At 68.0% G+C, this 20,648-nt stretch carries 20 protein-coding genes; 8 read left to right on the top strand and 12 right to left on the bottom strand.

Annotated elements, in window-relative coordinates; genetic code table 11:
- Positions 1-48 precede the first annotated feature (48 nt).
- Entirely contained in the window at positions 49-294 is a 246-nt protein-coding gene (locus tag ABIC35_RS14340; protein ID WP_121072863.1) for a type II toxin-antitoxin system CcdA family antitoxin, read from the top strand.
- A complete protein-coding gene (locus ABIC35_RS14345) occupies positions 294-590 on the top strand; it encodes a CcdB family protein (RefSeq protein ID WP_121072865.1) in 297 nt (98 codons plus the stop codon). The genes ABIC35_RS14340 and ABIC35_RS14345 overlap by 1 nt, the downstream gene beginning before the upstream one ends.
- Here the strand turns inward: ABIC35_RS14345 and tldD are convergent, their stop codons facing one another.
- From tldD to ABIC35_RS14360, 3 genes are all read right to left on the bottom strand, one after another.
- Positions 591-2,018 carry a metalloprotease TldD gene (tldD, locus tag ABIC35_RS14350; RefSeq protein ID WP_121072867.1) on the bottom strand — a complete coding sequence of 476 codons (1,428 nt, stop codon included), beginning with the start codon at positions 2,016-2,018 and terminating at the stop codon, positions 591-593.
- Positions 2,019-2,168: 150 nt separating this feature from the next.
- The gene (locus tag ABIC35_RS14355) at positions 2,169-2,423 is read right to left on the bottom strand and encodes a hypothetical protein (protein ID WP_121072869.1); all 255 of its coding nucleotides are present in this window, start codon (positions 2,421-2,423) and stop codon (positions 2,169-2,171) included.
- A gap of 1 nt (position 2,424) precedes the next feature.
- Entirely contained in the window at positions 2,425-2,655 is a 231-nt protein-coding gene (locus tag ABIC35_RS14360) for a zinc-finger domain-containing protein (RefSeq protein ID WP_084582405.1), read from the bottom strand.
- 67 nt (positions 2,656-2,722) lie between these two features.
- Here ABIC35_RS14360 and ABIC35_RS14365 point away from each other — a divergent pair, with 67 nt between their 5' ends.
- Positions 2,723-3,640 (top strand): ABC transporter ATP-binding protein, encoded by a 918-nt coding sequence (locus ABIC35_RS14365; protein ID WP_121072871.1) that lies wholly within the window; start codon positions 2,723-2,725, stop codon positions 3,638-3,640.
- 24 nt (positions 3,641-3,664) lie between these two features.
- On the opposite strand, the gene ABIC35_RS14370 is transcribed toward ABIC35_RS14365, so the two are convergent.
- The 3 genes from ABIC35_RS14370 to ABIC35_RS14380 form a co-directional block, all read right to left on the bottom strand.
- The gene (locus ABIC35_RS14370; protein ID WP_121072873.1) at positions 3,665-4,081 is read right to left on the bottom strand and encodes a hypothetical protein; all 417 of its coding nucleotides are present in this window, start codon (positions 4,079-4,081) and stop codon (positions 3,665-3,667) included.
- A gap of 99 nt (positions 4,082-4,180) precedes the next feature.
- Complete coding sequence (locus ABIC35_RS14375; protein WP_121072875.1) at positions 4,181-4,597, bottom strand: hypothetical protein; 417 nt, start codon at positions 4,595-4,597, stop codon at positions 4,181-4,183.
- 7 nt (positions 4,598-4,604) lie between these two features.
- On the bottom strand, positions 4,605-5,498 hold the full coding sequence (locus tag ABIC35_RS14380; RefSeq protein WP_121072877.1) for an alpha/beta hydrolase family esterase: 894 nt from the start codon (positions 5,496-5,498) through the stop codon (positions 4,605-4,607).
- Between the two features lie 93 nt (positions 5,499-5,591).
- On the opposite strand from ABIC35_RS14380, the gene nadB reads away from it, so the two are divergent.
- The 4 genes from nadB (at position 5,592) to ABIC35_RS14400 (ending at position 12,769) form a co-directional block, all read left to right on the top strand.
- Entirely contained in the window at positions 5,592-7,196 is a 1,605-nt protein-coding gene (gene nadB / locus ABIC35_RS14385) for an L-aspartate oxidase (protein WP_121072879.1), read from the top strand.
- Positions 7,197-7,329: 133 nt separating this feature from the next.
- Positions 7,330-8,439: a serine hydrolase gene (locus tag ABIC35_RS14390; RefSeq protein WP_354278499.1), complete on the top strand. Its 1,110-nt coding sequence runs from the start codon at positions 7,330-7,332 to the stop codon at positions 8,437-8,439.
- A 68-nt stretch (positions 8,440-8,507) separates the two neighbouring features.
- Entirely contained in the window at positions 8,508-11,264 is a 2,757-nt protein-coding gene (polA, locus tag ABIC35_RS14395) for a DNA polymerase I (protein ID WP_121072881.1), read from the top strand.
- Complete coding sequence (locus ABIC35_RS14400) at positions 11,261-12,769, top strand: lipopolysaccharide biosynthesis protein (protein WP_121072883.1); 1,509 nt, start codon at positions 11,261-11,263, stop codon at positions 12,767-12,769. The genes polA and ABIC35_RS14400 overlap by 4 nt, the downstream gene beginning before the upstream one ends.
- A gap of 208 nt (positions 12,770-12,977) precedes the next feature.
- Here ABIC35_RS14400 and purH read toward each other — a convergent pair whose 3' ends face one another.
- The 4 genes from purH to ABIC35_RS14420 form a co-directional block, all read right to left on the bottom strand.
- On the bottom strand, positions 12,978-14,546 hold the full coding sequence (gene purH, locus ABIC35_RS14405) for a bifunctional phosphoribosylaminoimidazolecarboxamide formyltransferase/IMP cyclohydrolase (protein ID WP_121072885.1): 1,569 nt from the start codon (positions 14,544-14,546) through the stop codon (positions 12,978-12,980).
- A gap of 53 nt (positions 14,547-14,599) precedes the next feature.
- The gene (locus ABIC35_RS14410; protein WP_121072887.1) at positions 14,600-16,330 is read right to left on the bottom strand and encodes a heparinase II/III family protein; all 1,731 of its coding nucleotides are present in this window, start codon (positions 16,328-16,330) and stop codon (positions 14,600-14,602) included.
- The gene (gene rpe, locus ABIC35_RS14415; RefSeq protein ID WP_121072889.1) at positions 16,327-16,983 is read right to left on the bottom strand and encodes a ribulose-phosphate 3-epimerase; all 657 of its coding nucleotides are present in this window, start codon (positions 16,981-16,983) and stop codon (positions 16,327-16,329) included. Before rpe ends, ABIC35_RS14410 begins: the two co-directional genes overlap by 4 nt.
- Positions 16,984-17,114: 131 nt before the next feature.
- The gene (locus ABIC35_RS14420; protein WP_121072891.1) at positions 17,115-18,395 is read right to left on the bottom strand and encodes an RsmB/NOP family class I SAM-dependent RNA methyltransferase; all 1,281 of its coding nucleotides are present in this window, start codon (positions 18,393-18,395) and stop codon (positions 17,115-17,117) included.
- Positions 18,396-18,508: 113 nt separating this feature from the next.
- On the opposite strand from ABIC35_RS14420, the gene ABIC35_RS14425 reads away from it, so the two are divergent.
- Positions 18,509-18,670 (top strand): DUF1674 domain-containing protein, encoded by a 162-nt coding sequence (locus ABIC35_RS14425; protein WP_121072893.1) that lies wholly within the window; start codon positions 18,509-18,511, stop codon positions 18,668-18,670.
- Positions 18,671-18,712: 42 nt separating this feature from the next.
- Here the strand turns inward: ABIC35_RS14425 and msrA are convergent, their stop codons facing one another.
- Together msrA and ABIC35_RS14435 are read right to left on the bottom strand one after the other, a co-directional pair.
- Positions 18,713-19,390: a peptide-methionine (S)-S-oxide reductase MsrA gene (msrA, locus tag ABIC35_RS14430; RefSeq protein ID WP_121072895.1), complete on the bottom strand. Its 678-nt coding sequence runs from the start codon at positions 19,388-19,390 to the stop codon at positions 18,713-18,715.
- A gap of 45 nt (positions 19,391-19,435) precedes the next feature.
- Positions 19,436-20,635: a pyridoxal phosphate-dependent aminotransferase gene (locus tag ABIC35_RS14435; RefSeq protein WP_121072898.1), complete on the bottom strand. Its 1,200-nt coding sequence runs from the start codon at positions 20,633-20,635 to the stop codon at positions 19,436-19,438.
- Positions 20,636-20,648: the final 13 nt, after the last annotated feature.

Below are 20,648 nucleotides of genomic sequence, written 5' to 3' on the forward strand. Positions count from 1 at the left end.
GCGTCTCCCGGCGTTGACGCGCATGGGGCATGCGCATAGCTTATCCGCATGAAGCACGATCCGATCGCGTCCGGCAAGCGCAAGGCAGTGAACCTGTCGCTCGACACAGGCGTGGTGGCTGCAGGGCGCGAAATGGGCCTGAATCTCTCCCAGGTCTGCGAAGGCGCAATCCGCGCCGCCGCCAAGGCAGAGCGCGACCGGCGTTGGCAGGAAGAGAATCGCGAATGGGCCGAAGCCCATAACCGTTGGGTCGAAGAGAACGGATTGCCGCTCGAGCGTTATCGCCTGTTCTGATGGCCCAGTTCGACGTGCATCGACTGGCGGGTGGGGGCCTGGTGATCGACTGCCAGGCCGACAACTTGGCCACGATCGGCACACGCTTCGTCATCCCGCTCGCAATGCCTGGCGAAAGCGCACCGACAACGCCGCGCCTGCACCCGCAATTCGACATCAACGGCAAGACGTGGGTTCTGATGACGGAATTCGCCGCCGCGATCCGTACCGCCGAAATGCGCGAGCGGGTCGGATCGCTCGCCGAGGAGCGTTTCCGCATCCTCGGCGCGATCGACGTGCTTACCGGCAGCGGCTGATCACGCCGCCGTTCCGCCCACCGTCAGGCCTTCCACCAGCAGCGTTGGCTGGCCGACGCCCGCCGGCACCGACTGGCCGCCCTTGCCGCACATGCCCACGCCTTCGTCGAGCGCGAAGTCGTTGCCGATGCCGGTCACGCGGTGGAGCACGGTCGGCCCGTCGCCGATCAGTGTCGCGCCCTTAATCGGGGCGCCCAGCTTGCCGCTCTCGATGAGGTACGCCTCGGTGCACGAGAAAACGAACTTGCCCGAGACGATATCGACCTGTCCGCCGCCGAAGCTCTTGGCGTAGATGCCCTTCTTCACGCGGGAGAGCAGCTCGGCGGGATCGTCCTTGCCGCCTTTCATGAAGGTGTTGGTCATCCGCGGCATCGGCGCGTGCTGGAACGACTCACGACGCCCGTTGCCGGTGGGCTCGACGCCCATCAGCCGGGCGTTGAGCCGGTCCTGCATATAGCCCTTGAGGATGCCGTCCTCGATCAGCACCGTCTCGCGCGTCGGCGTGCCCTCGTCGTCGATCGAAAGCGAGCCGCGGCGATCGTGGATCGAGCCGTCGTCGACCACCGTCACGCCCGGCGCCGCGACGCGCTCCCCGATGCGGCCGGAAAAGGCGCTGGTGCCCTTGCGGTTGAAGTCGCCTTCGAGGCCATGGCCCACCGCCTCATGGAGCAGCACGCCGGGCCAGCCGGGGCCGCACAGCACGGTCATGTCGCCGGCCGGGGCCGCGACCGCATCGAGATTGACCAGCGCCTGCGCCAGCGCCTCGTCGATCGCGCGGTTCCAGGTTTCGGGCTGGAACAGCCGGTCATAGACCACCCGCCCGCCGGTACCAAAACTGCCGGTCTCGCGCCGGCCATTCTGCTCGACCACCACCGAGACGTTGAGCCGCACCAGCGGCCGCACATCGATGGCGACGAAGCCGTCCGCGCGCACCACCTCGACCACGCTCCACTGGCCGGTGAGACTGACCGAGACCTGCTTCACGCGCGGATCGCGCGCGCGGGCGGCGGCGTCGATCGTCTGGCACAGATTCACCTTGTCGGCGAAGGGCACCAGATCGAGCGGATCGGCATCGGTATAGAGGTGGCGGTTGTTGCCCTGGGGCGGGGGGGCCTTGCCCTGCCTGGCGGGATCGATCAGCGCCATCGTCTCGGCGGCGCGGCGGATCGCGGCGGCGCTGATCTCGTTGGCATGGGCGAAGGCCGTCGTCTCGCCCGAGACCGCGCGCAGGCCGAAGCCCGACTGCGTGTCATAGGCGGCGGTCTTCAGCCGGCCGTCGTCGAAGCCGAACGCCTCGGACTTGCGATATTGCAGATAGAGCTCGCCATCCTCGGCCTGGCCCAGCGCATCGGCGGTCAGGCGAACGGCAGCGTCGGGATCGAGCCCGTCGCGATAGAGGAAGGCGCGGGGATCGTTGGGGATGCTCATGCCAACGATATAGGATGCGCAACCAAAGAGTCACGCATCGACGCGACGATCAGCGGTGTTCGGCTTGTTCGCGGACCTTCAGAATGACACCGGCAAGCGTCAGGCCGATACCGACGGAGAGCAGCGCCAGGCTGAAACCGATCATCGCCTTCACTCCTTCATGCAGCGCTCGAACCGTGCGGCCGCAGCGGCCGTGATCCGCTTCTGCATCTCCCTATCCATATAGGGGGAAGGGGTCTCATCCTGCAAGAGAGCGGCCGCGATCTCGCAGCGCTTGGTGCCCGCAGCCTGGTTCTCGCGTAGCAGTTCGGTGGTCAGGCTCCCGAGCGCGCCCACCGTTGCTGCCAGGCCAGAAGTGAGCAGGAGATCGGCCCAACCGAATTTCCGACTGGGCTGCTCCGCCATCTCAAATGCTGGCGCCTGCCGGATGGTCGGGCAGCTGGCTCTGGTCGGCGCCGTCGGCGGGGCCGCCGATCAGCACGAAGCGGCGGTCGCAATAGCCGCAATCGACATAGCCGGTCTCATCGATCTGCAGATAGACGCGCGGGTGGCCGAGCGCTGCGGGCAGGCCGGGGCCAGTGCCGTCACAGGCGACACGTGCATGGGCGGTGCGGATGACTTCGGGCGGGGCGATCATGTTCCGCGCCTTAGCAAAGCGCGCGGGGGCTCGCAATCGGATGCGCAGGGTCTTAAAGCTGCCGGCCATGACCCAGGCTGCGATCGCGATCGACACTCTCTGCAAGACCTATCAGGGCGGCAAGCGCGCGCTGGACGGGGTGAGCTTCAATGTGCCGCGCGGGCAGATCTTCGGGCTGCTCGGGCCGAACGGCGCGGGCAAGTCGACGCTGATCAACATCCTAGCCGGGCTGGTCAACAAGACCGACGGCAAGGTCTCGATCTGGGGCTTCGATATCGACGCGCATCCGCGCAACGCCAAGGCGAGCATCGGCATCGTCAACCAGGAAATCCTGTTCGACCCGTTCTTCACGCCCAAGGAGACGCTGGAGATCCAGGCGGGGCTGTACGGCGTGGCCAAGGGCAAGTTCGACGCGATGGCGCTGCTCCGCGCGGTGCATCTGGAAGACAAGGCCAATGCCTATTCGCGTACGCTTTCGGGCGGCATGAAGCGGCGGCTGATGGTCGCCAAGGCGATGGTGCATGCGCCGCCGATCATCGTGCTCGACGAGCCGACCGCGGGGGTCGACGTGGAGTTGCGCCAGCAGCTCTGGGCCTATGTGAAGCAGCTCAACCAGCGCGGCGTGACGGTGGTGCTGACGACGCACTATCTCGAAGAGGCCGAGGAACTGTGCGACCGCATCGCGATCATCAACCACGGCCAGTTGATCGCCAACAAGCCGACGCGCGAACTGGTCGGCATGGCGCAGGAAAAGGTGGTCGAGGTGACGGTGGACCGCGACATCGCCGCCGCGCCGGACAATGCCTGCTTCCAGAAGGTGGAGCTGAAGGGCGAGCGGGTGCTGGTGATCACCTATCGCAAGGATCAGGCGAACGCCGGCGAAGTGCTGGGCGCGGTGCAGGCGGCGGGGCTGCGGATCGTCGATGTGTCGACCCGCGAGGCGGACCTGGAGGATGTGTTCCTGAATTTGACGCGGGCGGCGTAGGGGGGCGATCGGCCTGAGCGGTTCCTATGAGCCCTTCTTCTGGAAGATGGCCGTAACGTCGCTGCATGAATTGTTATGGAACGGGGCAGAAGACTTGTCCCAGTAGCTTTGCGGGCCTCCGTGGAAGATGATCAGACGGGTGTTCGAGTCCCATTCAATCCGGGCTTGCTCGTCTTGATAATGCGACGCCGCGACACAGCCCGTCAGATACCAGTCTGGCTCCCAGGATCGCCGGACGAGGATGACGATCGAAGGCTCGCCGCCAACGACCACGCGTTCCACCTGCGCAACGCGCTTCCAGTCGGGTGACGATGCACGGGAAATGACTGAGCGCTTGGAATCGAGGAACACGGCGGGGCCCACACCCCAATAGGGTAGGGTCAGGATCACGAGCGCAACGATTCCCGCTATACCGAGATTGGTCTCGATCGATTCACGCAAAACAGCGTGTCAGGCGCAAGCAGCTCTCGCAAGCTCCGCCGTCGCCAGGACGAAAGCTGTGGCCTTCCACGATTCTCGCCGAGGTGGCGCAGCGGGCGTTCAATCCACCAGCGGCGATGCAAGCGGATCGCTTGTCCTGTACGTGATGTTTGCTCCCTTCGCAGAGGGCAGCTGCTTGAAAACACGCGCTTTCGATGCACGGGTGATGGCTAGTTTGCCAGAAGCAATCCAGACGACGTTCGTCCAGATCGCTCCACCACCGGCATCGTCAGCGGCACCATGGTCGCTGTCGGCAACAAAAACCTCGGTGGCGGCCTTTGGCGATTCCGTCCTGTGACCGACCAGGATTGCCGTCACATAGTCCGTCGTCGCCCCACAGTCTTTGACAATCGTAGCAGCGAAGCGATCGCTCCCCGGGTCACGCGCGACCTGCAACGTTTTCGACGAACACATCGACTCCGTGCCGCAGCCGCCAAGAAGAAACGCGACCCCGCAAAGAAGCAGCCATTTCGTCATCGAGCGCTCACCGCCGGTGCTTCGCGAAGAACGCCCACATCGCCTCGTTATCCGCTACCCAGATATGGCTCGCACCATGCTTGACCCGCCCGGCCACATCCGCGCCGCTAGAGCAGCGGGTGAACTGCTCTTCCTTCACCTCCGCCGACACCGCGCGCTCCACCGGCCCCATGCGGCACCCGTTCAAGTCCGCCCAGCGGACCAGCGCCGTGTGCATCGTGTACTGCCAATAGCCGGCGCCGCCGCCCTGAATCGGGTTGGTGGTGTCGGCATCGCCGGCGAACGCCAGTACCGGCATCGGCCGCGCGGGCGTGCAGGTTGCCGGATCGGGGACGCGGGGCAGGTCCTTGCGCGGATTGCCGGCACGCAGGCCCACCACCGGCGCGATCGCGGCGAAGCGGTTCGCCGCGACGCAGCCGAGCCACGAGGTCATCCGGCCGCCGCCCGAATAGCCGGTGGCGTAGATGCGCGTTCGATCCACGCAGCCCTTGGCCGCCAACTGGTCGATCGCGGTCTGCACGAAGGCGACGTCGTTGGCATCGTCCGGGCCGGGGATCTTGCCGGTCACCGTCGGCACGCCGGGGATGTTCCACACGAAGCCCTTCTCGGCCGGGATGCCGCCATCGGGTGCGGCGAGGAGGAAGCCGTGGCGGTCCGCGGTCGCCTCCAGCTTCGACTGGGCGAGAATGTCGCGGCCCTTGCCGGTGCTGCCGTGGAACACGAACACCAGCGGCAGCCGCGCGGCGCTCCGGCCGGCGGGCACATGCACCAGCATCGAGCGCCCGGTGCCCTCGATCGCCACCGGCACCGTCGTTCCAGCGGCCCCAAGCCGGCACGTCGCCGCCTGCGCCGAGCCGCTGCCGAACAGCGCCGCCACTCCGATCCACCAGCCCAACCGCATGCATCTCTCCTCTTCGCTAACCCCTTATGCCCGAGGGTAGGGATTGCGGAACCCGGCCCATGCGCGCTTTAAGCGCCGCAAAGGAGTGCCTCTTTGTCCGACACCAATCACCAAAGCGATGTCCTGGTTCTCGGTTCCGGCGCGGCGGGGCTCACCACCGCGCTGCATCTGGCGGACCGGTTCAAGGTGACGGTGCTGGCCAAGGGCGGCTTTGCCGAGGGCTCCACGGCTTGGGCGCAGGGCGGGATCGCCGCGGTGCTGGAAGAGGGCGACACCTTCGAAAGCCATATCGAGGACACGATGGTCGCCGGCGCCGGCCTCAACGACCGCGCGACCGTCGAGATGGTGGTCGAGAATGCGCCCGCCGCGATCGAGCGGCTGGTCCAGCTCGGGGTGCCGTTCAATACCGAGGGCAATGCGCTGCACCTCACCCGCGAGGGCGGCCATAGCCACCGGCGCATCGCGCATGTCGACGACGCGACCGGCCTGGCGGTGCAGACCGCGCTCCTCCGCGCGGCGCAGGCGCATCCGAACATCACGCTGGTGCCCGACATGGTGGTGATCGACCTTGCCACCAGCCGGCATGAGCTGCGCTATTCGGGCGCGGGCAATGTCTGGGGCGTCTATGCCTTCAACCGGGCGACCAACCTGGTCGAGCTTTTCACCGCCCGCGCGACGGTGCTGGCGACGGGCGGGGCGGGGCGCACTTACCTGTTTTCCACCGCCCCGCGCGGTGCGACCGGGGATGGCATCGCGATGGCCTGGCGCGCGGGCTGCCGCATCTCGAACATGGAGATGATGCAGTTCCACCCGACCTGCCTCTACAATCTCGACGTCAAGAACTTCCTGATCACGGAAGCCGTACGCGGCGAAGGCGGGCATCTGCTGCTGCCTCCCGAAGCCGGCGACGAGGCGGGCCACCGCTTCATGCCCGATTTCGATTCCCGGCTGGAGCTGGCGCCGCGCGACATCGTGGCGCGGGCGATCGACCATGAGATCAAGCGGCTCGGCCTCGACTATGTCCACCTCGACATCAGCCACATGGGCCCCGAGTTCGTCCAGCACCATTTCCCGACCATCTACCACCGGCTGCTCGACCTCGACATCGACATGACGAAGGAGCCCATCCCGGTGGTCCCCGCCCAGCATTACACCTGCGGCGGGGTGATGATCGATCGCGATGGGCGCACCGATCTGCCGGGGCTCTATGCCGCGGGCGAGGTCAGTCAGTCGGGGCTGCACGGCGCCAATCGCCTCGCGTCCAACTCGCTGCTCGAATGCTTCGTGTTCGGCGAGGCGGTGGCGAATCACATCAGCGCGCATTGGGGCGAGCTCGCCCCGCCGCCGGCGATCCGGCCGTGGGACGAGAGCCGGGTGACCGATTCCGACGAGGAAGTCGTGATCAAGCAGAACTGGACCGAGATCCGGCGCTTCATGTGGAACTATGTCGGCATCGTCCGCACCACCAAGCGGCTGGAGCGCGCGGCGCATCGCATCAAGCTGCTGCGCGAGGAAGTCGCCGACTATTACGGCCATTTCCGCGTCACCCCCGACCTGATCGAGCTGCGCAACCTGCTGGAAAGTGCCGACCTGATCGTTCGCTCGGCGCTGCATCGCAAGGAGAGCCGCGGGCTGCACTATACGCTCGACTATCCGGAGACGGCAGCCGAGGCGGTGGACACGGTGCTGGTGCCTTGATCGGGTTGCGGACACACTTGCATCTCGTCGCTCCAGCGACTCGCTTCGTCGCATTGCGGGAATCCCTTGCTTTGCCGCCTCTAGGGGCAGACGCATGATGGAAGTGGGCAAGAGGTTGGTTGCGGTGCGTAAAATCCGGTTTTCGAAAGTCGAGCGTGCGCTGACCGTGGCAGGACTTGGGCCCGCGGTGCTGCTGGGCTGCGCCGTCCACGAACATCCCGAGCTCGCCGCCTATCTGCCCGCGCCCAATTACGGCGTGCTGATGCCGATCCCGCGCGCCCAGGCCGCGCCTCGCCCGGAAGTGCCGCCGCCCGCGGGCCTGGTGAACCGGCTTTCGGATCTCGCGCAGAATTTCAACGGCGTCGTCGGCATCGCGGTGACCAGCGTCGACCGCAACTGGACCGCTTCGCAGGGCGGCGCGCGCAAGCTGCCGCAGCAGAGCGTCTCCAAGCTGTGGGTGGCGATGACCGTGCTCGACCAGGTCGACCAGGGCCGCATCCACCTGAACGACCCGCTTGTCATCACCCGCGCCGACTTCACCCTGTTCCACCAGCCCGTCGCCTCGCTGGTCAAGGGCGACCAGGGCTATCAGAGCACGGTCGGCGAGATCCTGCGCCGCGCGCTGACGATGAGCGACAATACCTGCAACGACAAGCTGCTGCGCCTGGTGGGCGGGCCGCCGGCGGTGCGCTCGTTCATCGCGCGGAATGCATTGGGCTCGATCCGCTTCGGCCCGGGCGAGAAATTGCTCCAGCTCGGCACCTCCGGGCTGAGCGTGTGGAAGCCCGAATATTCGATGGGCAATAGCTTCGCCGTCGCCCGCGCGCAGCTGCCCCGCGAGACCCGCGTCGCTGCCTACCAGCGCTATGTCGCCGATCCGCCCGACGGCGCGGCGCCGCTCGCCATCGCCGGTGCGCTCGCCCGGCTGAAGCGCGGCGAGCTGCTCTCGCCGGTCTCGACCCAGTGGCTGATCGCGACGATGCAGGCCTCGCACACCGGCAAGTACCGGCTGCGCGGCGCGCTGCCGCCGGGCTGGCAGCTCGCGCACAAGACCGGCACCGGCCAGGACCTGTTCGGCCGCACGGCAGGCTATAATGACGTCGCGCTGCTCACCGCGCCCGATGGCCGTTCCTATGCGCTGGCGGTGATGATCGGCGACACGCCGCGGCCTATCAACGAGCGCCAGCTGCTGATGCAGGGCGTGGTGCGCGCGATCGTCGCCGAGCATCAGCTGGGCGCCTGAAAACTAGAGGTTAAAACAGGGACCTCGGCGGGATGACGGCGGCGCGGCGCGCTGCTATCTCCCGCCCCATGCCCCATCTCTATCTCGTCGACGGCTCCAGCTACATCTTCCGCGCCTATCATCGGCTGCCGCCGCTGACCAACAAGCATGGCGAGCCGGTGGGGGCGGTGTACGGCTACACCTCGATGCTGTGGAAGCTCGCGGATGAGCTCCACAAGGCCGATGGCCCCACCCACATGGCGGTGATTCTCGACAAGTCCGAGCACACCTTCCGCAACGATCTCTACGACCAGTACAAGGCGCACCGCCCGCCCGCGCCCGAGGATCTGGTTCCCCAGTTCCCGATGATCCGCGACGCCACCCGCGCCTTCAGCCTGCCCTGCATCGAGGAGCTGGGCTGGGAGGCCGACGACCTGATCGCCAGCTACACCAAGGCGGCGCTGGCACAGGGTTGGGCGGTGACGATCGTCAGCTCCGACAAGGACCTGATGCAGCTGATGACCGATCCTTCGGTCGACATGCTGGATACGATGAACAACCGGCGCATGGGCCCGAACGACACGCGCGAGAAGTTCGGCGTCGGCCCTGAGAAGCTCGGCGAAGTGCTGGCGCTGATGGGCGATAGCGTCGACAATGTCCCGGGCGTGCCCGGCGTTGGACCCAAGACCGCCGCCAAGCTGATTCTCGAACATGGCGATCTCGAATCGGTGCTCGCCGCTGCCCCATCGATGAAGAAGGGCAAGCTGCGCGACAATCTGATCGAGCATGCCGAACTCGCGCGACTGAGCCACAAGCTCGTTACGCTCGCCTGCGACGTGCCGCTGCCCGAGCCGCTCGACGCGCTGGAGCTGCAGGGCATCCCCGACGCGCCGCTGCGCGCCTTCCTCGAGCATCACGGCTTCAAGACGCTGCTGTCGCGGCTGTCCTCGGTCGCCGATGCGCCGGTGGAGGTGCACGAAGCGCCGGGCGTCGAGGAGGACCCGCCCTGCAACCATGACGGCTATGAAACCGTCACCGATCTCGATGCGCTCGATCGCTGGGTCGCCGCCGCCCGCCACCAGGGCTGGGTGGCGATCGACACCGAGACCACCGGGCTCGATGCGACCCAGGCCGATCTGGTCGGGGTCAGCATGGCGCTGGCGCCCAACAACGCCTGCTATATCCCGCTCGGCCATGGCGGGACGGACATGTTCGCCGAGAAGCCCGATCAGATCGACCGCGCCGAGGCGCTCGCCCGCCTGAAGCCGCTGCTGGAGGACCCTGCCGTCCTCAAGATCGGCCACAACCTCAAATACGACATGATCGTGCTCGGCCGCGCCGGTATCCGCGTCGCGCCCTATGACGACACGATCGTGATGAGCTTCGACCTCGATGCCGGCCTGCACGGCCACGGCATGGACGAGCTCGCCGCCACGCACCTCGCGCACAGCTGCATCGCCTACAAGGACGTGGTCGGCACGGGGAAGAGCCAGCTGAACTTCGGCCAGGTCGATCTCAAGGCGGCGACGCGCTACGCCGCCGAGGATGCCGACGTCACGCTGCGGCTGTGGCGCCGCCTCAAGCCGCGGCTCGCTTATGAGAGCGTGACGCGAGTCTATGAGAGCGTTGATCGTCCGCTCGTCGCGGTGCTGGCCGAGATGGAGGCCACCGGCATCAAGGTCGATGCCGCGGTGCTTTCGAAGCTCTCGTCCGACTTCGCGCAACAGATCGCCGCGCTGGAGGAGCAGATCCACGCCATCGCCGGGTTCAAGTTCACCATCGGCAGCCCCAAGCAGCTGGGCGACGTGCTGTTCGACAAGATGGGGATCAAGGGCGGCCGCAAGGGCAAGTCCGGCGTCTATTCCACCGACGTCAACGAGCTGGAGCGCATTGCCGCCGACAAGGATTCGCCCGGCCGCGAGATGGTGCTCAAGGTGCTCGACTGGCGCCAGCTCTCCAAGCTCAAATCGACCTATACCGATGCGCTGCAGGCGCAGATCAACCCGCACACCGGCCGGGTCCACACCAGCTACAGCCTCACCGGCGCGCAGACCGGGCGGCTGTCCTCGACCGACCCGAACCTGCAGAACATCCCCGTCCGCACCGAGACCGGCCGCCAGATCCGCGACGCCTTCGTGGCCGAGCCGGGCAACGTCATCCTATCGGCCGACTATTCGCAGATCGAGCTGCGCCTGGCCGCGCACATCGCCGACGTGCCCGCGCTGCGCACCGCGTTCGCCAACGGCGACGACATCCACAGCCTGACCGCGATGGAGCTGTTCGGCGAAGTGAACCGCGATACTCGCGGCCGCGCCAAGACGATCAACTTCGCGATCCTCTACGGCATCTCGCGTTGGGGTCTGGCCGGCCGGCTCGACGTGACGCCGGACGAGGCGCAGGCGATGATCAACCGCTATTTCGAGCGCTTCCCGGGCATCAATCGCTACATCGCCGACACGCTGCGCGAGGCGAAGGAGCGCGGTTACACCACGACCTTGTTCGGCCGGAAGACGCACTTCCCGCGCCTAAAGGCGTCTAACCCCAACGAGCGCGCCGGCAGCGAGCGCGCCGCGATCAACGCGCCGATCCAGGGCACCAGCGCCGATATCATCAAGCGCGCCATGACCCGCATGGTCCCGGCGTTGCGCGAGGCGGGGCTGGATAAGGTCCGCATGCTCCTCCAGGTCCACGACGAACTGGTGTTCGAATTGCCCGAGGGCGATGTCGAGGCGGCGCGGCCGATCATCGAGCGGGTGATGGCCACCGCCGCCGAACCGGCGATCCAGCTCACCGTGCCGCTGGGCGTGGAGATCGGCGTCGGGCCCAGCTGGGGCGCCGCGCATTGAGCCAGGCGGAAGCGTCCAAGGATATCAACGCGCTCGCCAAGGGCGGGCGGACAAACATGCTGGGCTTCATCATCCGGCTGGTCGCCCGGCTGCCGTTCCTGTTCATCGCCGGGCGTTCCTATGGCCCGGAGATCGTCGGGCGGTACGCGATCGCGGTGCTGGTCATCGAGTTCGTCGCGCTGGTCGCGACGCTCGGCCTCAAGCGGGGGCTGGCCCAGGCGCTGGCGCGCACGGAGCGGCCGCACAGCCATGTCGTGTGGGATGCGATGGTCGTCGCCTTTGTCGCGGCGCTGATCGCCAGCGGCATCATGATGCTGTTCCCGCAGGCAATGTTCCCCAACAGCCCGGTGATGGGGCTGGAGCGCTTCCTTTCCGTCGCGGTGATCGCGATCGCGCTGTCCGACGTGTCGCTCTCCGCACTGGCCTACCGCCACAATATCGGTGCGGCGGTGACCGCGCGCGCGATCATCGAGCCCTGGACGATCAGCATCGCGGCCTATGTCTTCTCCTTCGTCTCGTCGCGCGACGGGCTGCTGATGGCCTATGTGCTGTCGATGAGCGCGGCCTTGGTCGCCTCGATTGTGCCATTCGTGCGCGAATATGGCCTGCCGGTCGGCTGGCGCCCGCAATTGGCGGAGATCTGGGGGCTGGCCCGACTCAACGCGCCGTTAGCGGGGGCCGATGCGATCGAATGGGCGACGCGCAATGTCGATCGCTTCATCCTCGGCCTGCTGTTCGCGCCCTCGGTGGTCGGCATCTATTACATGGCGCAGCAGGTCGCCTCGGTTCCGCAGCGGCTGAAGTCGAGCTTCGATCCGATCCTGGGACCGGTGATCACCCAGAGCCTCGCCGCCGGCGACCGCCCCGCGGTGGCGAATCAGGTGCGCCAGGTGGGCTTCTGGATCCTCTGCGCGCAGGCGGGGCTTGCCGTGATGTTCTCGATCCCCGCCGAGGGGGTGATGGGCCTGCTCGGCCGCGAGTTCGTGATCGGCTCGGCGGTGCTGTGCATCCTGCTCTTCGCCGAGGTGCTCGCGTCGCCCGGCGCGGTGTGCGAGACGGCGCTGGTCTATATCGCACGGCATACCAATCTGGTGATCTCGATCTGCGTGCTGATGCTGCAGATTGGCTTGAGCTTCGTGCTGATCTTCGTGGCGCGCGGGCAGGGCTGGCCGGTGCCGGTGCAGTCGGCGGGCCCGGCGGTGGCGCTGGCGCTCTCGCTCACGATTGGCTCGATCGCGAAGGGGCTGCTGCTCCAGGCCAAGCTCGGCGCCCCGGTGGTGAGCATCCGCCCCAGCTTCTTCGCCGCGATGGCGATCGCCGGGCTGGTGGGCGGCGCCTTCACCGCGCTGCCGCATCGCTTCGAATGGGCCGAGATGAGCCTAGGCATGCCGGCGATCCTGATCACCTTCCTGTTCGTGATCATCCGCTTCGGCTTCGGCCCCGAGGACCGCGCGCTGTTCCGCAAGGCGCCACGCGCCGAGACGATGGCAGGCGAGGCCGCCTAATTGTTTCCTCCCTCGGCGAAGCCGGGGGAGGGGGACCGCCGCCGCAGGCGGTGGTGGAGGGGGGGCACACCCGCGAAGACGGGAATCCATTCACCCGAACGTCCCGGGAAGGAACCGCAGCTGCAGCACCAATGGACCCCCGCCTTAGCGTGGGGGACGGGTGGTGTGTCGTAACGCCGCGCCCCGTCGGAAGCGCGGCGCGCGTGCCTCAATGCCGGAAGTGGCGCATGCCCGTGAACACCATCGCCAGCCCGGCTTCGTCCGCCGCCGCGATGACTTCGTCGTCGCGGATCGAGCCGCCGGGCTGGATCACTGCGGTCGCGCCCGCTTCCACTGCCGCCAGCAGGCCGTCGGCGAAGGGGAAGAAGGCGTCCGAGGCCACAGCCGAGCCGATCGTGCGCGGGGTCGCCCAGCCGGCCTTGTCGGCGGCGTCCTTGGCCTTCCATGCGGCGATGCGGGCGCTTTCCAGGCGGTTCATCTGGCCGGCGCCGACGCCCGCGGTGCTGCCGTCCTTGGCATAGACGATCGCGTTCGACTTGACGTGCTTGGCCACCGTCCAGGCGAACAGGCAGTCGGCCAGTTCCTGCTCGGTCGGCTGGCGCTTGGTGACGACCTTGAGCTGGTCGCGCGTGACGATGCCGTTGTCGCGGCCCTGGACCAGCCAGCCGCCGGCGATCGACTTGGCGAACAGGCCCGCACGCGCCGGATCAGGCAATTCGCCGGTGAGCAGCAGGCGGAGATTCTTCTTCGCCGCAAACAGCGCCAGCGCCTCTTCGTCGGCGTCGGGCGCCACCACCACTTCGGTGAAGATGCCGGTGATCTGCTCGGCAGTGGCACGGTCGAGCGGGCGGTTGACCGCGATGATGCCGCCGAATGCCGAGACGGTGTCGCAGGCAAAGGCGGCGGCATAGGCTTCGGCCAGCGTCGCGCCGCTCGCCACGCCGCAGGGATTGGCGTGCTTGACGATCACCGCGGTCGGCGGGCCATCACGGAATTCGCTGACCAGCTCGAGCGCCGCATCGGCGTCGTTATAATTGTTGTAGCTCAGCTCCTTGCCCTGCAGCTGGCGGGCCTGGCCGATGCCGCGCGCGGCCGGGCCGGTCGCGGCATAAAAGGCCGCCTGCTGGTGCGGGTTCTCACCATAGCGCAGCGCCTGGCCGCGCTTCAGCGAGAAATTGAGCGTCTCCGGGAAGGCCTCGCCCTGGTCGGCAAAGGCGAACCAGCTGGAGATCATCGCGTCGTACGCCGCGGTGGCGGCATAGGCCTTGGCGGCGAACTTGCGGCGCTGCTCCAGCGTCGTCGTGCCACCCATCACCAGCGCATAATCGGCCGGATCGGTGACGATCGCCACCGACTCATGGTTCTTTGCGGCCGAACGGACCATCGACGGGCCGCCGATGTCGATATTCTCGATGATCTCGTCGCGGTCGGCGCCCTTGGCGACGGTCTGGGCGAAGGGATAGAGGTTCACCACGACGAGGTCGATCGGCGCGATTTCGTGCTCGGCCATCGAGGCCTGGTGCTCGGGATTGTCGCGCACCGAGAGCAGGCCGCCATGCACCTTGGGGTGCAGCGTCTTCACCCGGCCGTCCATCATCTCCGGGAAGCCGGTGAGGTCCGAGATGTCGCGGACCTCCAGGCCTGCATTGCGGAGGGCGGTGGCGGTGCCGCCGGTCGAGACGAGCTCGACCCCCTGGGCAGCCAGAGCCTGGCCGAGTTCGACGATCCCGGTCTTGTCGGAGACCGAGAGGAGCGCGCGGGTGATCTTGATGTCCATGGCCCGCCCCTCTCCTCAATCGGACGGCCCGGGGCAAGCCCTATTTGGAGCGCCTATTTAGAACGGTGGAACACCCAGTTCAGGCTGGCGCCGCCGGCGGGCGTCTCGCCATGGATCACCAGCTGCTGGGTGGCGTGCGGACGGCCGCGCGCGTCGATCCACAGGCTCTCCTCGATCGCCAGCGTGCCGCCCTTGGCGCGAAACTGCCAGAGCATGCCCGAGGCGGTGCGCAGGATCGCGCCGTGCCCGTCGGCGGTGGGCGATGCCTCGACCTGCGGGGCGAGGTGAAAGCGTACCGCAAACGGCTTGGAGTCGATCCGCCGCTTGCCTGCGGGGAGCAGCAGATCCTCGCCGCGCAGGTCGCGCCCGTCGTGCGACAGGGTGAGCTCGCGGCGGTGGAGCAGGCCGAAGCGGCGGACATAGCCATCCTGCGCCGCTTCGATGCGGCTGGCATGCTCGGTCTCTTGCCGGACCAGCTCCACTTCGCTGACGCCGCGGCCGAGCGTGCCGTCGGCGTGGATCGCGGTCGAGTTGCTGTCGTCGAGCGTCAGCGTGGAGTGCGCGGCGGTGGTGCGCAGGCCCTGGATCAGCTCGGCGGGCAGGCGCGCGTCCGCCGCACGGCTGCCGCCGCAATTGACGACGATCCGGTCCTGCCCGTCGGAAAGTTCGAAGGCGAGGGTGGAGGCACAGCCGGTCTGCGCCACCCGGGCGTCGGGCGGGGGCGCGGCGTCGAGGATCAGGACGGTGCCGGCGCAGGACAGGCGCTGATAGCCCCAGTCGCGTGCCTGCTTGAGCGGGCGGGTGCGGACGCCGGTCGCCTCGATCGCCTGCTCGATCCACTCGCCGCCGATCGGCGCGCAGCCCTGCCAGCTGGAGAGCCCGCCATCGCCGTGGCACACGCCGAGCAGCGCCGCGACCATCCGGTTGAGCGCGCCGAGCACGAAGGCGGGCGGCTCGATGCGGCGGGCGGCATAGGTTTCGCAGAGCAGCGTGATCAGCTGGATCGCATCGAGCTGGCCATCGGGCGAGCGGCCGACGGTGCCGCCATCTTCATAGACCGAGGCGGTGATCGCGCGGTTGAGCCCGGCCTCGGCAAAGGCGCGACGCGGGTCGCCGCCGGGCAGGACCAGCCCCGCAACGGTCAGACCCGCCCAGGCCGCCAGCCGGGGGACGCCCGCCGGCACCTTGTCGGCGCTGCGGTCGAGATGGCGGGCACCGCGGGCCAGCGCGTGCATCACGCCCGAGCGATAGACCTGGTCGGTGGAGGACAGGATCAGCGGCGCATGCGCCACCCAGGCCAGGATACGCCGGCCGACCAGATCGGGGCGCCAGGCGGGGTCGGCGACCTGCTCGCCATGGACCTTCAGCCAGCGGCGCATGATGTCTTCGGCGATCGGCGCGCCCTGCTGGCGGGTGGCGACGCTGGAGAGGTCGCGCAGCCAGGCAAAGCCCTGGAGATGCTGGGTGAAGGCGGGGGACCAGTCGGGCTTGGCGAAGTCGAGCGTCTCGATCGTGCGGACCTCGCCGCACAGCCGCACTTCGCCGTCGAGCAGGGCGTTGCCGCGCTGCGGATCGCCGAAAAAGGGATCGTCGGCGGCGGTGAGCAGCTTGAGCGGGTGCCGACCCTTCAGCCGCATCGCGTAGAAGGGCGAGCGCCAGGCGAGGCGCTGGAAGCGATCGGCGATGCGGTCGACCAGCGACAGGCCGCGGTCGCCGCCTACCCGGATCAGCCGCTTGCCTTCCTCAACTCCGTCGGCGGCGGAGTCCGGTGTCGGGTCGGTCAAGCCCCGCGCAATGCCGCGATATTGGCGGCGTACTGGCTCGGGCCGCCGGTGAACGTCGCGGTGCCGGCGACCAGCGCATTGGCACCGGCGGCGATCGCCTTGGGCGCGGTCTCGCGGTCGATGCCGCCGTCTACTTCCAGGTCGATCGCGCGGCCGCTGGCTTCGATGCGGCGGCGCAGCTCGGTGATCTTGGGCAGCTGGCTCATGATGAACTTCTGCCCGCCGAAGCCGGGGTTGACGCTCATCACCAGGATCAGATCGACCAGGTCCATCACATAGTCGACCGCGTCGACCGGCGTGGACGGGTTGAGCACCACGCCGGCGCGCTTGCCCAGCGCCTTGATCGTCTGGAGCGTGCGGTGGAGGTGCGGGCCGGCCTCCGGGTGCACCGAGATCGTGTCGGCGCCGGCCTCGGCAAAGGCGGCGAGCATCGGGTCGACCGGCGTGATCATCAGATGCACGTCGAAATTCTTGGCGGAGTGCGGGCGCAGCGCCTTCACCACCGCGGGGCCGATGGTGATGTTCGGCACGAAATGCCCGTCCATCACGTCGACATGGATCCAGTCGGCGCCGGCGGCGTCGATGGCGCGGACTTCCTCGCCGAGCCGCGCGAAATCGGCCGAGAGGATCGAAGGGGCGATGCGGACGGACATGGTCGTCTCCTAGGGAAGGGGCGAGTCGGGCGCAACCGGAGGGGGCGGGTGCCCACCGGTTACGCACGGATTCTCCACAGGCTTATCCACAGCTTGCTGCGCAGGCGGGACGAAGGGCCCTGAACGTGCGATCAGCGGCGGCGAAACCGGGCGATGAAGAAGCCGTCCAGCCCGCCCTGATCGGCCAGCATGCCGGGCAAAACGCGCACCGAACCGTCCTCACGCGGCGCAATGCCGGCGGGAAGCTCGTCGGCGGTCGCCGGCACCAGCGCGAACTCGGGATGCGCGGCGAGGAAGGGGGCGAGGTGTGCCTCGCCTTCCTTCGGCTCCAGCGAGCAGGTGGCGATGACCAAAGTGCCGCCCGGCTTCACCCAGCCGGCGGCGCGATCGAGCAGCTTGGCCTGGAGCTCGGCCATCTCGGCGATCAGCGACGGGCGGACGCGGTGGAGCACGTCCGGATGGCGGCGGAAGATGCCGGTGGCGCTGCACGGCGCGTCGAGCAGCACGGCGTCTGCGGGCTCGGCGGGGTTCCAGGTCAGCAGGTCGGCGGTTACGATCTGTGCCGACAAGCCGGTGCGTTCCAGATTTTCGCGCAGGCGAGCGAGGCGGTTTTCGGCGACGTCGACCGCGGTCACCTGCCAACCGGCGGCGGCGAGCTGGAGCGTCTTGCCGCCCGGGGCGGCGCACAGGTCCAGCACGGTGCCGGTGCCCGCACCGATCAGCCGGGCGGGGACCGAGGCGGCGAGGTCCTGCACCCACCAGTCGCCCTCGGCGAAACCGGGGAGGTCGGGCACGCTGGTGCCGGGTTCGAGCCGGGCGTGGCGCGGGGCGAGGCTGGTCGCGTCTTCCACCGTCACCCCGTCGGTCTTCAGGCTGAGATCAAGCGGCGGCGGCGTGGCGATCGCTTCGCAGGCGGCCTGCACCACCGCGTCGCCCCATTGCGCCTGCCAGCGCAGCGCCACCGGATCGGGGAGCATCGGCACGTCGGGCAGCGTGGCGTCGCCGCGCATCAGCGTGCCGAACACGCCGTGGACCAGCTTGCGCGGGCCGCCATCGACCAGCGGCAGCACCGTCGAGATCGCGGCATGGCCGGGGGTGCCCAGGGCGATCGCCTGGACCAGCGCAATGCGCAGCGCGAAGCGGGCCTTGGCGTCGTCGGGCAGGCGCTGGCGGGTGGCGGAATCGATCAGCGCGTCTAGATCGGGCAGCCGGCGCAGCGCCTCGGCGGCGATGGCATGGGCGAGGCCGCGGTCATTCGGCGCCAGGCCCTGCGCGGCGGAGTCGAGCGCCTGTTCGAGCGCGAGGCCGCGGCGGAGGACGGCGTCGAGCAGCTTGAGCGCGGCGCGGCGGGCGGGGACGCCGGGGGCGTCGGGCTCGGCACCGGCGGGGCGGCGGGTGGTCGGGCGGGCCATGGTCAGCGCACTCCCATCATATTGTCTGCTCGTGCCTGCGCTACCCAACCGTTCACTTGACCATGCTCCTTTGGCGGCCGACATGGGCCGGGCAACCAAGGAAGGCAATCCCGATGGGCAAGCGACCCGATCATGTGCAGCCCCCGGCCTATCTCTCGAAGAGCCCGCCGGTGCCCAAGCCCGAACCGATGCAGCGGCCCGAACAGGACCCGCTGGACAAGGATCCCGTCCGCTATGGCGACTGGGAGCTGAAGGGCATCGCGATCGATTTTTAAGCGCTACGTTCCCCTCCCGCGTTCGGGAGGGGGAAGAAGCGATCAGTGCGCCAGCTGCGGATAGGTCGAGCGGAACGCGGCGACCTTGGGCTGGTCCCAGCGCATGATGTACGGGTGCGTCGGGTGCTTCCAGAAGAAGTCCTGGTGGTATTCCTCGGCCGGGTAGAAGCTGCCCGTCTCCAGCTTGGTGGTGATCGGCTTGGCGAACGCCTTGGCCTGGGTCAGCTGGGCGATATACGCCCCGGCGACGCGGCGCTGCTCGGCGGTCTGGGGGAAGATGGCGCTGCGATAGCTGGGGCCGCGATCGGGGCCCTGGCCGCCCTTCTGGGTAGGGTCGTGCGCGACCGAGAAGAACACCCGGAGCAGCGTGCCATAGCTGACGCGGGTGGGATCATAGACCACCTTCACCGCCTCGGCGTGGCCGGTATTCTCGTTCTTGACCTGGTCGTAGGTCGCGGTGCCCGCCGCGCCGCCGGCATAGCCATTGGTGACCGACTGCACGCCCTTCACCGACTGGAACACCGCTTCCATGCCCCAGAAGCAGCCGCCCGCGAACACCGCGGTCTGCGGCTTCTTGGCCTTGGACACGTCCACGGCGGGTGCCGGCACCGCAACGGCGGTCACCTTCTCGATGCGCAAGCCTCCGGCCGCGATCAGCAGGAAGGCGCCGCCGGCGAGGGCAGCGAGCGAAAGCGGGAGCTTCAACGTGCTTCGGGTCATGCTACCCTCATATAAGGACGCGGAAGCTCCCGCGTTACAGGTCCCTCAGCGCAGGTCGGCGCAAGCCGTCTGGATACGGGTGCAGGCTTCGCGAAGCAGCGCCTCGGAGGTCGCATAGCTGATCCGCATCGCCGGCGACAGGCCGAACGCAGCGCCGTGCACCGCCGCCACGCGGGCGTCGTCGAGGAAATAGCCGATCATGTCCTCGTCGGTGGCGATCACCTTGCCCTTGGGCGTGGTCTTGCCGATCAACGCGCTGAATTCCGGGTAGACGTAGAAGGCGCCCTCGGGCGTGGGGCAGTTCATGCCGTCGATCTCGTTGAGCATCGAGACGACGAGGTCGCGGCGCGTCTGGAAGGCGGCGGCGCGATCCTTGAGGAAGCTCTGGTCGCCGGTCAGCGCCGCGACGGCGGCCGCCTGGGCGATCGAGCACGGGTTCGAGGTCGACTGCGACTGGAGCTTGGCGATCGCCTTGATCAGCGGCGCCGGGCCGCCGGCGAAGCCGATGCGCCAGCCGGTCATCGCATAGGCCTTGGAGCAGCCATTCACCGTCAGCGTGCGGTCGTAGAGCGACGGGCAGACCTGCGCGATCGTGGCGAATTCGAAGCCGTCGTACAGGATGTGCTCGTACATGTCGTCGGCGAACACCCAGACATGCGGGTGGCGCTCGATCACCTCGCCCAGCGCCTTGAGCTCGGCGGCCGAATAGGCGGCGCCGGTGGGGTTGGACGGCGAGTTGAGGATCACCCACTTGGTCTTGGGCGTGATCGCGGCCTCGAGCTGGGCGGGGGTGATCTTGTAGCCCTGGTCCGCACCGGCGGCGATGAACACCGGCGTGCCGCCCGCAAACTGAATTACGTCAGGATAGCTGACCCAATATGGCGCAGGGACGATCACTTCGTCGCCGGCTTCCACCGTCGCCACGATCGCGTTGAACAGCGTGTGCTTGCCGCCGACGTTGATCGTGATCTGCTGGGGCGCGTAGTCCAAGCCGTTGTCGCGCTTGAACTTTGCGATCACGGCGTCCTTCAACTCGGGCGTGCCGTCGACATTGGTGTACTTGGTTTTGCCGTCGCGGATCGCCTGGATCGCGGCTTCCTTGACGAATTCGGGCGTGTCGAAATCGGGCTCGCCGGCCCCCAGGCCGATCACGTCGACGCCGGCACGCTTCAGCTCGAACACGCGGCTGGTCATGGCGAGCGTGGCGGAGGGCTGGATGCGCTGGAGCGCGGCGGAGGTCTGCATGAGTCTAGACGCC

Source organism: Sphingomonas trueperi, assembly GCF_040545965.1.
GTDB lineage: Bacteria > Pseudomonadota > Alphaproteobacteria > Sphingomonadales > Sphingomonadaceae > Sphingomonas > Sphingomonas trueperi_C.

What these genes read in the sequence shown, in the direction of transcription:
- ABIC35_RS14435 (WP_121072898.1), bottom strand. Translation starts at nt 20,635, where the DNA reads ATGCAGACCTCCGCCGCGCTCCAGCGCATCCAGCCCTCCGCCACGCTC.
- rpe (WP_121072889.1), bottom strand. Translation starts at nt 16,983, where the DNA reads ATGTCCGTCCGCATCGCCCCTTCGATCCTCTCGGCCGATTTCGCGCGG.
- ABIC35_RS14360 (WP_084582405.1), bottom strand. Translation starts at nt 2,655, where the DNA reads ATGATCGCCCCGCCCGAAGTCATCCGCACCGCCCATGCACGTGTCGCC.
- ABIC35_RS14340 (WP_121072863.1), top strand. Translation starts at nt 49, where the DNA reads ATGAAGCACGATCCGATCGCGTCCGGCAAGCGCAAGGCAGTGAACCTG.
- ABIC35_RS14365 (WP_121072871.1), top strand. Translation starts at nt 2,723, where the DNA reads ATGACCCAGGCTGCGATCGCGATCGACACTCTCTGCAAGACCTATCAG.
- purH (WP_121072885.1), bottom strand. Translation starts at nt 14,546, where the DNA reads ATGGACATCAAGATCACCCGCGCGCTCCTCTCGGTCTCCGACAAGACC.
- ABIC35_RS14375 (WP_121072875.1), bottom strand. Translation starts at nt 4,597, where the DNA reads ATGACGAAATGGCTGCTTCTTTGCGGGGTCGCGTTTCTTCTTGGCGGC.
- ABIC35_RS14345 (WP_121072865.1), top strand. Translation starts at nt 294, where the DNA reads ATGGCCCAGTTCGACGTGCATCGACTGGCGGGTGGGGGCCTGGTGATC.
- polA (WP_121072881.1), top strand. Translation starts at nt 8,508, where the DNA reads ATGCCCCATCTCTATCTCGTCGACGGCTCCAGCTACATCTTCCGCGCC.
- tldD (WP_121072867.1), bottom strand. Translation starts at nt 2,018, where the DNA reads ATGAGCATCCCCAACGATCCCCGCGCCTTCCTCTATCGCGACGGGCTC.
- ABIC35_RS14425 (WP_121072893.1), top strand. Translation starts at nt 18,509, where the DNA reads ATGGGCAAGCGACCCGATCATGTGCAGCCCCCGGCCTATCTCTCGAAG.
- msrA (WP_121072895.1), bottom strand. Translation starts at nt 19,390, where the DNA reads ATGACCCGAAGCACGTTGAAGCTCCCGCTTTCGCTCGCTGCCCTCGCC.
- ABIC35_RS14420 (WP_121072891.1), bottom strand. Translation starts at nt 18,395, where the DNA reads ATGGCCCGCCCGACCACCCGCCGCCCCGCCGGTGCCGAGCCCGACGCC.
- ABIC35_RS14355 (WP_121072869.1), bottom strand. Translation starts at nt 2,423, where the DNA reads ATGGCGGAGCAGCCCAGTCGGAAATTCGGTTGGGCCGATCTCCTGCTC.
- ABIC35_RS14380 (WP_121072877.1), bottom strand. Translation starts at nt 5,498, where the DNA reads ATGCGGTTGGGCTGGTGGATCGGAGTGGCGGCGCTGTTCGGCAGCGGC.